Here is a 13,790-nt window from a genome sequence, read left to right on the forward strand (position 1 = left end):
GGCGGGAATCGAGGTTTTTCTATGATATCCGGGTCAGAGGCCGCGCCATGCGAGGCTGGGACCGCGTACCCGACTGTATCTGCTTATTCGAGCCGCTTACTGCGTTTCCGACCACAAGCCGGTAAACACATCCACTTTCACGAGAATCTGCCGGCCGTTCCATTCGACGCGGCACAGCACGTTTCCGTCGCCGTCGAATCCATCTATCCAATCATCCCCGATGGGCGTCCACCCCGCGTTCTCTGCCAAGAAGCGGAGTCGTTTGTCCAGCGCCGCAAGGTAAACGGTGCCGTCGGAAGACATCAGTCCTTCCGTATCGATCCCGCTTTCTTCCCCGGATATTCGGGCAAGCGTCAGGATCGGCGAGCCCGACGTTCCGTCGAATACGGTACCTGTCGAAGCATTCACTCCATAGGAGCTTCCCTGACCGGAGGATTCGCTGCTGGCGGGAACACCGATACGGTATACGCCATTGTCCCCACTTACATTCCAACCTTCCGCTGCTTGGGGATCTTCGATGCCTATTCGCTGCGCAATCGCCGCGGGAAGTTCGGTATCCGTATAACCCAGCCCCCCGTTTGCAATGACTTTCGTTTCGGCAATCGACAGGTCTTTGTCATAGGTCACGATGACCGTTAGCGGAAATTCGACGACCCCTGCCCGTCCTTCGAGCCTTGCCGTCAGCGCATCTCCGGCGAGTGCATAATAGTCGATCGCACCGAAGCCGACTTGATCGAAAATATGTTTGCCGCTGCCGATATCTTTGTAGCGCTTGGTTACATGAGTCCCGTTCAACTCCGCATTCAGAATCGCAGCTCCGTTCTGCTGCACGATAGAAGATTTCATCGCTTGCTGCAAATGCGCGACCGGATCTTCGACCGGAATCTCGTCCAGCGTCTCGCCATCGAGCACATGCGCTTCCTGCAGACTTAACTCCGTTCCGCTTCCGGTTGGCACGATCAGCAGAATCTCTTCTTTTCCATCCCCGTTCAGATCTGTCCGTGAAATCAGCACCGACTTGGTGCCTCCTTCCGGCTCGTAGTTCCAGACATAGGATACGGCAGTACCCTTTTCCTTCCGGATCGTAAACCGGCTCCGTATAGGATGATCCGGATCGGTTCCTTTAGACACATGGACAGAAAGGTCGTCATAAGCCGATAGTTTATAGCCTTCTTCACCGACAGCGGGCACCTCCACCCGTTGGCTTAGCCGTTTGTTGGAAGGAGGTTCCGCCGACGCTCCGTTGGAAGCTTCGTTTATTGATTGGCTGGCAGGCATTTCAGTCGAAGCGGCAGTCGAAGCCGGCTCGGGATCGGACGCTTTGTTTTGCGTGGCGGGGCCGGTCATCGCACAGCCGCCGAGCAGCAGCACAGCCAGGGTTCCACCTACTAGACTTTGCCGCGTAGGTTTACGATATTTGGCAATCATAGTCATTCTCCTGTGCATTTCTTTGCGGCTGCTCCACAGGCTCGAAGCCCCTGACAGCTTGACCGGGGCAGCGCCACGTTCAAGCAGTGCGATCAGCGTCAAACCGTATTCCCGACGTTCTTCCACCGGGAGCCGGCCAAGCGCCATTTCGTCGCAGGCTGTCTCCTGGTCTTCCCTCAATTTGCGAAAAGCGAATGCCAGCAGCGGATTAAACCAATGCAGGGCACTCAGCAGCGCCGCCAGTATATTCACAGCGATATCGCGCCGCTTAATATGCGACAGTTCATGCAGCAGCACATGACGCAGATGTTGTGGGTCCAGGGAAGAAATCAGTCCCGGTGGAAGCAGCAAAAGCGGACGGAAGACGCCGAATACGGTTGGAACCGATACGGCCTCCGTGAAGATAAGCCGCGGCGATCGGCGAAGAGCAAGCCGTTCGCGGCAGAATTCAATCAGTTCCAGGACATGATTCCTATCCGGGAGCATGAGGTTGGAATCCCGACGAAGACGACGCTTGAACCCCGTTCCGGCTGTACATCCCGTAATGATCCAGGCGAGCGCACCCGTCAGCCAGATTAGCGCGGCCGCCGACCACCCATCAAGATGAACAGAGCCGGAGATATGCTGTGCTTCAGAGTAAACGTTACCCGGGTTCGCAAAAGTTTTCGGCTGCTCCGATCCGTCTAAGTTTTGTACGATTGCGGGAAAAGGAACCGTTTGGACTGCGTTCGAAGCTTTCGGTTCGGTTTCTTTCGGCGCATTCGCCAAAGGCTGCCCGGGATCAGCCTGTGTCGTCTGCCCGGTGTTGAGAACGTTCGACCAGGATTGAGGCAGCCACCCGTACAGGCTCATTGGACTTTCCGGAGACCACGGAATAAGCAGCCTGAGAAACAGCGGCAGCCACAGCAGGTACATCCAGCCCGGTCTTATGAGAGGCTGCAGCAGCCGGCGAAGAATGAGAACCACCAAGGCAAGCAGGCTCGCCATCGCGGAGAGCAGCAGAACTTCTTGGAATCCCGCTTTCAATCCTTCCAGCAAAACATTTATCGTATGGTTCATGTTTCTTCATCCTTTCGCCTATTCACCTACAGCGGCAACTTGTTCCCACATTCCCGCGAATAGATCCGCTTTGATCGTCGGCTTGCCTTCGCCGCGCCCTACGCTCGCGGCCGCCGACAGCATCAGCATCCGCCCAAACCATCCTTCCAATGCGCTCAGCACCGCATTCAGTCCTTTCGCTCGTCCAGAATTTTGCGCAGCTCGTCGATGTCTTCCTTCGTCAGCTTCTCGTCGCGCAGGAAATGCGCCAGCATGGGACGCATTGTTCCTCCGTAAACGCGCTGAAGAAACGAACTCGTCTCGGACCGTACGCACTCTTCTTCCTGCACCTTCGGATAGTAGGCATAGATACGCCCTTCCTGCTTGTAGCCGACCGCTTTTTTCTCGGTCAGACGCTTGATCAAAGTACGGACCGTCTTGGGATTCCACTTCCGGCTTCCTTCCAGCTCCCGAATAATATCGTTTGCCGTTCGGGGCGAGCCGGCCCACAGCACTTTCATCACTTCCCATTCCGCATCCGAAATACGGGGAATCGATCGATCCATCATGCGCCTCCGTTCTTTTTCAAACATTTGACTACGATCGTAATCCTTGAAATTAATACTACACTTGTAATCCAATGAGGTCAAGAGGTCGATTGCGGACGCCCGCCTTTGGATATACTGACGAAGCGATCCACTTCGGATTCCGCACAAAAATCCGGTCCGCTTTCGAAGGACCGGATTTTTATATTCGATGAACATCCACTCATTTCACCGGCTTCACGTACAGTACATCGCCGATCTGCTTCAATACCCGGTCCGCCTCGGGGATCGGCAGAAGAGGAAAGTCATGCATCATCCCGTCATATTCAAACAGCTGTACCTGTCCCCCCTCGACTTCTATCCGTTTTTGTAACCGCCGTATATCGGGCAGCAGAATCTCCGAAGTTCCGGCTACCAGAACCATATCGGCCAATCCCTGCACCGGTCCATATAAGGGACTGACTCCCGGATGGGTCAAATCCTGTCCGCCTGCCCAGGCTTTGCCGAATTCCCGGATAGCAGATACCACTTGGAGAGGATCTTTCGGTTCCAACGGAGGAATATCCGGATTTATCATGCTCGAATCCAATACGGGAGAAATCAACAGCAGGCGTCCCGGCTGCGGCATTCCCTTACCAAGCAGGCTTTGGGCCAATGCCAAAGCAGATGCACCACCCGAAGAATCCCCGGCAATGACGATATTGGCCGGCTCCGTTTCGGCAAGGAGTTCGGCATACAGCCGAATAAGTTTCTCCGATGTTTCCGCAAAATGGGCATTCGGCGCTTTCGGATAAAGAGGCATCCGAACTTCGGCTTCATATCTGCGGCCCAGTTCCAGAAAAAATTTACGATGAAAAAAAGTCGGCTGCATGACATAGCCGCTGCCGTGCAGATACAGGATATGCCGATCATTTCTGCGATCGGGACGGCGCAGACGAAGCACTTCCATCCCGCCCTGCCTAATGACATGCACATGTCCCGATCTTCGCAGTATTCCTCGAATTTTATAAGGCTTTTCGTTTCTCCTGCGTCTATACTTCAGGTATAGACGCACTATCTGCCGGCCGTCATAGATTTTTCGGTAGACGGACAGCCTGGCAAGCATGGCAAATATCCATGCCGTGTTTTGAAGTTTCATCTTTTCTCTCCCCACTGTTTCGTCTGACCAACTTTTATTCCATGAAAAAGCCTGCGCGGATCGATACCGCGCAGGCTTTTCGGTCTCTTCCCTCTATAATAAGCGATCCGACATTGGCGTGCATCCCGATCGGCCGGAAGCTAACCGCGCCGATCCATTCATTCGTCCGGCAGCACCCTGCGCGCAAAGTCCACAAACTGGAACTTGTCCAGCCGGTGCCGGGATTCGGTGTATTGGAATAACGTCGTGTCTTCCAAATGCACATAGTTGCGCACGACCACGATATGCGTATCGCGCGCCAGGTCCAGCAGCCGTTTATCCTCTTCCGAGACCTGTTCGACCGAAATCTCTTTTTTGGCATACGCGATCTTCAGCGATAACTCGCCTTCCAGATACGCATAAATCGATTGGCTCGCGATTTCTTCGGTCAACTCGGGGATAAGCGAAGCCAGGAAATAATCCTTGTCCAGAATCACTTTCTCCCCTTCGATCTCGCGGGCGCGGACGACTTTCCAGATCGGTTCGGTTTCCCTCACCTGCAGTTGGCGTGCCGCGCTCCGCGGACAAGGGATCCGGACGGTCTCATGTACCAGCGTGCGCACCGTGCGGCCCAGGCGTTCCGATACCTCTTTGAAGCTGACCAGGCCGGAGATCGGAAATTCCATTCGATTCATATCGAGTACAAAAGACCCTTTGCCTCTGATCTTGTGAATGTAGCCGTTTTGCGACAGCAGATGCAGCGCTTTGCGGACCGTTTCTCTCGAGGTACCGTATTCCGCCGCAATTTCGTTCTCGGAAGGCAGCTTGATTCCCGACTTGAGCAGACCGGTCTCGATCCGCTGCGTATAATCGCTATAAATTTGCGAGAAAATGTTTTTATTCATCGTTGATCACCGTGACCCATTTTACGGGGGATTTTGTGAAAAAGCAAAGATGTTCGTCACGTCCGCAGCCGCCGCCTCTTTCCCCAAAAACGGTCCGCCTCCCGGTTCGAAACCGGGCGGCGGACCGTCGATCTTGCTCTTATCCAATCTTTCGCCGCGAAAAGGAAATTAATCTTCGGCACCTGTCAGGTGTACGCGCAGAACCGGCGTTTTGCCCGCTTCCGCTTCACCCGTCAGTTCTTCGATGCTTGCGACGATATCCTGCCCGACCGGAACGATAACCGGCGAGATGGTCGAATATCCGCCTGCGGTAATCACTTCCCGATCGAATTCGAGCAGCAGCTGACCGGCTTTGACCACATCTCCTGTGGCGACATGGGCTTTGAAGCCGCTGCCTTTGAGACCGACCGTGTCGATCCCGACATGGATCAGAACCTGAACGCCGGTGGCGTGTTCCAGAATGACCGCATGCTTGCTCTTGTCGATGACATGCGCAACCGTTCCGTCGAACGGAGCCACTACCCGGCCTTCCGACGGTTCGATCGCAATACCGTCACCCATTTGTTTCTCGGCAAAAGCCGGATCCGGCACTTTGTCGAGCGAAACGGCTCTGCCCTGGATCGGAGCGAGCAGATCGAGCACGTTGACCGCGTCTTTGTCTGCCAAAGCCGCACCGGCCGTACCTGCAGCCGTTGTAGAAGCGTGCGAGACTACCGTATTTCCGCTGTTTGGAATCGGGCTGGTCGCATTCTCTACTTTTTTCACATCGCGCTCCGCCAGATCTTCTTCAAGCTCTTCGCCGGAAGCGGACTGCTTGCGGGTCACAATCTTGCCGTAGACGATAGTCCCGACAAAGGGAAGCACCAAACAGATCGCCATACCGATAAAGAAGATGCTCCAGTCGCCGACGTTAACCGCCAGGAAGCCCGGCAGACCGCCGACGCCGACGGCAAAGGCACGTACATTGTTCATGGTCAGCAGGATCCCGCCGAGTGCCGAACCGAGCATACCCATGAACAGCGGATATTTGAAGCGTACGTTAACCCCGAATACCGCAGGTTCCGTAACGCCCAGGAACGCCGTAATGGAAGTTGTCGCAGACAAGCTTTTCATTTTCTGCGAACGGATCACGAACATCATGGCAAGTGCCGCAGAACCCTGCGCGATATTGGACAGCGCCAGCATCGGCCAGAGGAACGTACCGCCGGTCGAGTTAATCAGCTGCAGATCGACCGCGAGGAACGTATGGTGCATCCCCGTGATAACGAGCGGCGCGTACAGACCGCCGTACAGCAGACCGCCAAGCCAAGGTACCGTGTCAAACAGCCATACGACACCGTCTGTCAGCCAGTTGCCCAGTGTGAACGTAACCGGTCCGATGATGACAAAAGCCAGGAAACCGGTTACGAGCAGCGCCACCGGAGCCACAACGAGCAGCTTGAGCGAATCGGGTACTTTACGGTTCAGCCATTTTTCGATCACGACCAGCACATAGGCCGCGACGAGCATCGGCAGTACCTGCCCCTGATAACCGACCGCATTGATATGCAGCCCGAACAAGTTCCAGGTTGGTACGGTGCCTGCATTCACGGCTTCCGCATAACTATAAGCGCTCAGCAGACCCGGATTGACGAGAATCAAGCCGAGGACCACGCCGAGCAGCGGACTGCCGCCGAACCTTGTCGCCGCCGACCAGCCGACGAGCGCAGGAAGGAATGTGAACGCGGTGCTGGCGATCGTATTGACGATAGCCGCAAAGTCGGCCCACTGCGGGTAGACTTCGATCAGTGCTTTGCTGGCGAAGAAAATGTCTTTACCCGTGAGCAGGTTGTTGATCCCGAGCAGCAGACCGGCTGTTACGAGTGCCGGCAGCAGCGGGATGAAGATATCGGACAGCGTCTTGATAAACTGCTGGACAGGACTCTTATGCTTGATCGCCGCCGATTTGACATCGTCTTTGGTGGCGCGTTGGCCTCCGGTAATCGCTATCAATTCTTCATAGGCTTTGTCGACGATACCGGGACCGATAATGACCTGGAACTGGCCCTGCGTAGAAAAGTAACCTTTTGCCAGCTCATTATCGTCCAACGCTTGTTTGTCGACCTTGCTTTCGTCCACGAGCGAGAAACGAAGCCGCGTGACGCAGTGCGTCGCGACTTCGATATTGTCTTTGCCGCCTATGGCCTGGACAATCTTCTCGACATCCTCTCTTTTTACCGACATTCTCTCATCCCCATTCTCTCTTATAAAATACCGGGGGGATTACCCCCGGACGATCCACATAAACGAAGCGTACGCCGCAAGCTTCATGGCTCCGCTCCAGTCCGGTACTTCCTCCATGTTGCCGGACAGAAGTTCGGCAGGCGAGTCCGCAAGCGCACGGTGAGATTCCGGCAGTACAAATTCCGTTTCTTCGCCGGTGAAGTTCGACACCACGACCAGGGTATCCCGATCATTGCTGCGGGCGTATGCGAATACCTGCGGATGATTGTCGTCCAGCCGAATGTAACGTCCGTCGGTCAGGACATCCTCCGTCTTGCGCAGATGAATCAGCGTCTTGTAATGGCTGAATACCGAATTCGGATCTTCGCGCTGCATTTTGACATTGATCTGCGGATAACGCTCGTCCACTTTGATCCACGGCGTGCCGTCGGTAAAACCGGCCTGCGGGCCGTAGTTCCACTGCATCGGCGTACGGGCATTGTCCCGGGAACGTTTGGCGATGATCTCGAACGCTTCCTCCGGCGATTTGCCCATCTCGATCATCAGGCGGTACATGTTCTTCGATTCAATATCCCGGAACTCCGAGATATCGTGCCAGTTCGGATTCGGCATGCCGATCTCTTCGCCCTGGAATACATAAGGCGTTCCCTGCAGGCCGTGCAGCGTTGTCGCCAGCATCTTCGCGCTTGCGACGCGGCAGCGGCCGTCGTCCGCGAAACGGGACAGGGCGCGCGGCTGATCGTGATTGTTCCAGAACAGCGCGTTCCAGCCTCCGCCTTCCTGCATGCCGACCTGCCACGAAGACAGAAGAGTCTTGAGCGCCTCGAAATCGTAAGGCATCAATTCCCACTTTTTACCCTGCGGATAATCGACCTTCAGATGGTGGAAGTTGAACGTCATCGAGAACTCCCGTTCCGCCGGATTCGAATACCGGATGCAGTGCTGGAGCGTCGTGGACGACATTTCGCCGACGGTAATCAGATCGTAAGGACCGTAGACCCGTTCATACAGCTCTTTGATGTATTCGTGCACTCTCGGTCCGTCGGTATAATACCTTCTGCCGTCGCCCGTCATGATCGATCCGTCGTCGTCGGGGAAATCCTGGTCTTTAGAGATCAGATTGATGACGTCCATGCGGAATCCGTCGACGCCTTTGTCCGCCCAGAATCTCATCAGATCCGCCGCTTCCTGCCGGACTTTCGGATTTTCCCAGTTCAGATCGGCCTGCGTCTTGTCGAAAAGAGCCAGAAAATACTGCCCGGTCGCTTGGTCGTACTGCCATGCCGATCCGCCGAACTTGGACTGCCAGTTGTTCGGCACGCCTCCGCCCGGAGCGGGGTCCCGCCAGATGTAATAGTCGCGATACGGATTGTCGATCGACTTTCTCGACTCCCGGAACCACTGATGCTCCGTCGAAGAATGATTGACCACGATATCGAGCATCAGGTGCATATCGCGGGCTTTCAAGCCGGCGGCAAGTTCGTCGAAGTCTTCCATGGTTCCGTACATCGGATCGATGGACCGATAATCCGCGACATCGTAACCGTTATCGTTCTGGGGCGAGACGTAAACCGGCTGCAGCCAGACAATGTCCACGCCAAGGTCCTTGAGATAGTCCAGCTTCTCCGTCAATCCGCGGATATCGCCGACTCCGCTGCCCGTCGTATCGTTGAAACTGCGCGGATACACCTGATAAACGACCGATCTGCGCCACCATTCCGATTTGCTGTTTGTTTGCTCTGCTGTCATGCCGCGTGCCTCCTTCGGGTATATCCAGAAGCCGTAGACTCTTCGGAATCGCATTCGCAGTTATCAAATAGCCGCAGCCTATACCCATCATGTATATACAAGTATGTTTCCGAAACGATTGTAACCTTGTATATACATGAAGTCAACCTGTCTATATATAACCATCCGAACACAGCGAGCAAACAGGTTTTTCGGATTTTTCCGAATTGTTTACGGCTGCCAAGGTCCTGTGCCCGCTTTATATCTTCATTACCCAAAATCAGGAATCTGTCCACGCTAAAAAAAAGACGAAAAGCGGAAAGCCGGTGGGCTTTGCTTTTCGTCTTGTTCGGTTAAGCGTTCCGGGCGTGGAACTGTCGTCCGTCATGTACCGCTTCCACGTAGCCGGCGCGAACGGTGAAGTCGCCGAAATGCTCGCCGTCCAGCCGTTCTTTCGCGTAGCGCCCGATGATCGGTTTCAATGAAGCGAGAATCTCTTCTTCGCCGATGTTTTCCTTGTACATCTTGTTGAGTCTTGCCCCGTCGTGCGCACCGCCGAGATACATATTGTATTTCCCCGGTCCCTTGCCGATAAAAGCCAGCTCCGCCAGCATCGGGCGGGCGCAGCCGTTCGGGCATCCGGTCATCCGGATCACGATTTCTTTGTCGCGCAGCCCTTCTTGTTCCAGCATCGCTTCCAGCTTGTCGATCAGGCCCGGCAGATAACGTTCGGATTCCGCCATCGCCAGTCCGCAGGTCGGCAGCGACACGCAGGCCATCGAGCTGCGGCGCAGCGCGGAATAATGCGCGCCGTCCGTCAGGTTGTATTGGGCAATCAGCCGTTCGATCTTGCGCTTTTTCTGCGAGCTGACGCTGCCGATAATCAGGTTCTGATTCGCCGTCAACCGGAAATCGCCGTCGTGTTCTTTGGCGATCTCCCGCAGGCCGGTCATCAGCGGGTACCCTTCGAAATCGGCGATCCGTCCGTTTTGCACGAACAGCGTGAAATGCCATTTGCCGTTGCTGCCTTTGATCCAGCCGTAACGGTCTCCGTTATGGTCGAAGCCGAATTCGCGCGCCGGCTCCAGTTCCCAGCCGAGGCGGCTGTGCAGTTCGTTCACGAACCAGTCCAGTCCGCGGTCGTCGATCGTGTACTTGAAGCGGGCGTGCTTGCGTACCGCACGGTCGCCGTAATCGCGCTGAATCGTCACGACTTTTTCCGCCAGGTCGATCGACTGCTCCGGCGTAATGAAGCCGATCAGCTTGCCGAGCTGCGGATACGTCTTCACGTCGCCGTGCGACATCCCCATGCCGCCGCCGACCGTCACGTTGAATCCGGCAAGCTTGCCGTGTTCGATAATGGCGATCAGGCCCAAATCCTGCGAGAACACGTCGACATCGTTGGATGGCGGCACCGCAATGCCGATCTTGAATTTGCGCGGCAGATAGACCGGACCATAGATCGGTTCCTGTTCGGTCCCGGTATCGCGGCTGTCCACGACCTTCTCTTCGTCAAGCCAAATCTCGTGATAAGCGCGGGTATGCGGATCGAGATGCCGGCTGACTTTGTCGGCCCACTCGTACACTTCCGAATGGATTTCGGACTGGTACGGATTCGGATTGCACATCACGTTCCGGTTGACGTCGCCGCAGGCGGCAAGCGTGCTGAGCAGCGCCTCGTTGACTTCGCGGATCGTATTCTTGAGATTCCACTTGAGTACGCCGTGCAGCTGGAACGACTGGCGCGTCGTCAGGCGGATCGTTTCGTTGCCGTATTTGTGCGAGATGCGGTCCATCATCAGCCATTGTTCGGGCGTGACCACACCGCCGGAAGCGCGCACCCGAAGCATGAACTGGTAAGCCGGCTCAAGCTTCGACTTGCTGCGTTCGCCCCGCAGATCGCGGTCGTCCTGCATATAGCTGCCGTGATGCTTCATCAGCCGGTTGTCGTCTTCCGGGATGGAGCCGGTCAGCGGGTCTTTGAGCGTCTCCACGAGGCTGCCCCGCAGATAAGCGCTATTTCGTTTGATATCCTCCACGTCGCTGTGCGGTCTGTCGTGCGGCGGGAACTTTTTCCATTCTGGTGCCTGTGTTGGTTGCTGCGTCATGATCAAGCCTCTCCTTCCCCGTTCAAACGGACCGTTTCCTTGTCGCGAAACCGCGATTTACCGGATCAATACACATCGCGCTGGTAGCGTTTCTCCTGCTGCATCCGCAGCAGATATTCGGACGCCTGCTCGGGACTGAGTCCTCCGCCCTGCGCGATAATCGTCTCCAGCGCCGAATGCACATCGTGTGCCATGTGCTTCTCGTCGCCGCATACGTAGACTGCCGCGCCGCCGTCGATCCATTCGTAAAGCTCTTTGCTTTTCTCGAGCATCCGGTGCTGCACATAGACCTTCTGATCCGTATCGCGGGAAAAAGCCACATCCATCCGGGTCAGTACGCCGTCTTTGATCCAGCGCTGCCATTCCACCTGATACAGGAAGTCGGTCGAGAAATGCTGGTCGCCGTAAAATAGCCAGCTTTTGCCGCGTGAACCGGTCTCTTCGCGTTCGGCCAGGAAAGACCGGAAAGGAGCGACGCCCGTGCCCGGTCCGATCAGGATAATCGGCGTGTCGGGATTCTGCGGCAGCTTGAAGTTCGGATTGTGCTGGATAAATACCGGCAGGCGGTCACCCGGCTCCAAGCGTTCGGCCATCTGCACGGAGCAGACGCCGTAGCGGTCGCGGCCTCCGCAGGCGTAACGCACGGTCCGCACGGTCAGATGCACCTCGTCCGGCGTCGCCTGGGGGCTGCTGGCGATCGAGTACAGCCTGGCCGGCATTTTACGCAGGATTCCGGTCAGTTCGGCGGCCGATTTGCCGTGCAGGTTGAAGTCGCGAATCAGGTCGAGCAGATCGTGATTCCCAAGATACGCACGCAGCTCTTCGGCGGCTTCCGGCGAAGTCAGACGGGCAAGCGTATCGTTTCCGGTCAGCTTCGCAGCCTGCTCCAGCAGCGGCTTGGTCAGCACGGTAATCTCATAATGGCGATGCAGCGCTTCACGCAGCGCAGCCGACCCGTTCTTGCCGGTTGCCACATTTTCCTGCGGGTCCCAGCCCATCTCTTTGATGATCTCGTCCACAAGGCGCGGATGGTTCTCCGGGTAGACGCCGAGACTGTCTCCCGGTTCGTAAGTCAGGCCCGACCCTTCCAGCGACAGCTCCAGATGGCGCGTCTCGCGGGCGGAGCCGCGGCCGTTCAGGTTCAGGTTCTCCAGCACTTCCGCCTGGAACGGACGGCTGCGCGAGTATTCGGATTCCGAGTCGGAGCTGAGCGGAGCCGCCGCATCGGCTGCGGAAGCCGCGGCCGCCGGAGTGGCGCCGAGCGCTTCCGTCACCGCTTTCATCCATTCGCCGGCCGTCTCGTCGAAGTCCACGTCGCAATCGGCCCGATCGGCCAGGCGCGAAGCGCCAAGTTCCGCCAGGCGCGTATCGAAATCTTTGCCGGTCTGACAAAAGAATTCATAGGAGGTATCGCCGAGCGCCAGCACGGAATAATTCAGGCTGTCCAGTTTTGGCGCGCGTTTGCTGTACAGAAATTCGTGGAAAGAAATCGCGTTGTCCGGCGGTTCGCCTTCGCCGTGCGTACTGACGATAATCAGCAGGTTCGCGATTTTCTTCAGATTGTTCGGCTTGAAGTCGGCCATCGACAGCACTTCCGTCTTGACCTGCTGTTCTTCGAGGCACTTCGCCAGCTTCTTGGCCAGACCGCTGCCGTTGCCGGTCTGGGAACCGTACAATACTGTAACTTCGCGCGGCGCTGACGGAGTCTGCGGCGCGCTTTCCGCCTGCGGCGCCGCAGGTACGGCTATGCCCGGCGTCTGCACGCCGGCGGCTGCCTGGGCCGACAAGTATCCGGTCAGCCAGACCTGCTGGTGTCCGTTCAAAGTAGGAAGCAGACGGTTCAGCAGCTCCGTCTGCTGTTCATTAAAAGGGCTGTTCGTTACATTCAATACCAAATCGTCCACCTCACACGGCATCATTCCCGCTTGAATCCGAAATCCAAATCGGGTAGTCATTCCTTGTTAATTCCCAGTTAATCGATCAGAATTTATTTTGCTCTCTTGACCCTATCACACGGACAAAATAGGGTCAATTCGATTCGGTTTATGAGAATCATCAGATTTTCTGATAATGGGTTAACAAAACACAATCCACAAAAGCCATTTCCCTTTGTAGGTATGAAGTTGAACGTATTCTTTCATCTAACAAAAGGAGTTGGACTGGCATGAGTACGCGTTGGGTTCCCTATCTGGTTATGGACGGAAATGCGGGAGAAGCGGCGGACTTTTATGCCAAAACGCTTGGAGGCGAAGTCGTCGGCAGGATGACATTCGGAGATATGCCGGAAGGTCCGCAGGACCCCGTTCCGGAAGAGACCAAGTCCCGGATCACCCATGTACGCGTCGGATCGGGCCCGCAGGGACTTATGCTCTCGGACACGTTCCCGGGCATGCCCTATCGGATCGGCAATCCTATCACGATCCCGATCGGTCTCGACGATGCGGCTCGCGCGCGACATTTACGAAGCGCTGGCCGAAGGCGGAACGATCGACATGCCGCTGCAGGAGACGTTCTTCAGCCCCGCTTTACGGGCAGGTGACGGACAAATTCGGCGTACCTTTCCACATCAATACGACTCCGGCTAACTATCGGTATTTGTCGAAAAAGCGTATTATTTGCGTTTAAATCTTCAATTTTGTCGATTTCGATCGATATAGAGAATATAGTTTTCTATATTGGCTGCGGAGGTTTACAACAC

Annotated in this window: 10 protein-coding genes; 1 reads left to right on the forward strand and 9 read right to left on the reverse strand. The window is 55.9% G+C overall.

What is annotated here, in order from left to right:
- Positions 1-96 precede the first annotated feature (96 nt).
- The 9 genes from HOP44_RS05645 to HOP44_RS05685 form a co-directional block, all read right to left on the reverse strand.
- Positions 97-2,487: a M56 family metallopeptidase gene (locus HOP44_RS05645; protein ID WP_172251265.1), complete on the reverse strand. Its 2,391-nt coding sequence runs from the start codon at positions 2,485-2,487 to the stop codon at positions 97-99.
- A gap of 18 nt (positions 2,488-2,505) precedes the next feature.
- Entirely contained in the window at positions 2,506-2,649 is a 144-nt protein-coding gene (locus tag HOP44_RS05650) for a hypothetical protein (RefSeq protein ID WP_172251267.1), read from the reverse strand.
- Positions 2,650-2,654: 5 nt separating this feature from the next.
- A complete protein-coding gene (locus tag HOP44_RS05655) occupies positions 2,655-3,032 on the reverse strand; it encodes a BlaI/MecI/CopY family transcriptional regulator (protein WP_172251269.1) in 378 nt (125 codons plus the stop codon).
- Positions 3,033-3,234: 202 nt separating this feature from the next.
- Positions 3,235-4,149: an alpha/beta hydrolase fold domain-containing protein gene (locus HOP44_RS05660; RefSeq protein WP_172251271.1), complete on the reverse strand. Its 915-nt coding sequence runs from the start codon at positions 4,147-4,149 to the stop codon at positions 3,235-3,237.
- Between the two features lie 158 nt (positions 4,150-4,307).
- Complete coding sequence (gene treR / locus HOP44_RS05665) at positions 4,308-5,033, reverse strand: trehalose operon repressor (protein ID WP_172251273.1); 726 nt, start codon at positions 5,031-5,033, stop codon at positions 4,308-4,310.
- 168 nt (positions 5,034-5,201) lie between these two features.
- The gene (gene treP / locus HOP44_RS05670; RefSeq protein WP_172251275.1) at positions 5,202-7,256 is read right to left on the reverse strand and encodes a PTS system trehalose-specific EIIBC component; all 2,055 of its coding nucleotides are present in this window, start codon (positions 7,254-7,256) and stop codon (positions 5,202-5,204) included.
- A gap of 39 nt (positions 7,257-7,295) precedes the next feature.
- Entirely contained in the window at positions 7,296-9,005 is a 1,710-nt protein-coding gene (treC, locus tag HOP44_RS05675; protein ID WP_172251277.1) for an alpha,alpha-phosphotrehalase, read from the reverse strand.
- Positions 9,006-9,337: 332 nt separating this feature from the next.
- Positions 9,338-11,092 carry an assimilatory sulfite reductase (NADPH) hemoprotein subunit gene (gene cysI / locus HOP44_RS05680; RefSeq protein ID WP_172251279.1) on the reverse strand — a complete coding sequence of 585 codons (1,755 nt, stop codon included), beginning with the start codon at positions 11,090-11,092 and terminating at the stop codon, positions 9,338-9,340.
- A 65-nt stretch (positions 11,093-11,157) separates the two neighbouring features.
- Positions 11,158-12,987: an assimilatory sulfite reductase (NADPH) flavoprotein subunit gene (locus HOP44_RS05685; protein ID WP_172251610.1), complete on the reverse strand. Its 1,830-nt coding sequence runs from the start codon at positions 12,985-12,987 to the stop codon at positions 11,158-11,160.
- A gap of 269 nt (positions 12,988-13,256) precedes the next feature.
- Here HOP44_RS05685 and HOP44_RS05690 point away from each other — a divergent pair, with 269 nt between their 5' ends.
- Positions 13,257-13,631, forward strand: a complete 375-nt coding sequence (locus HOP44_RS05690) for a VOC family protein (RefSeq protein ID WP_343059771.1) — start codon at positions 13,257-13,259, stop codon at positions 13,629-13,631.
- Positions 13,632-13,790 lie beyond the last annotated feature (159 nt).

Source organism: Saccharibacillus deserti (assembly GCF_013618475.1).
Lineage (GTDB): Bacteria > Bacillota > Bacilli > Paenibacillales > Paenibacillaceae > Saccharibacillus > Saccharibacillus deserti.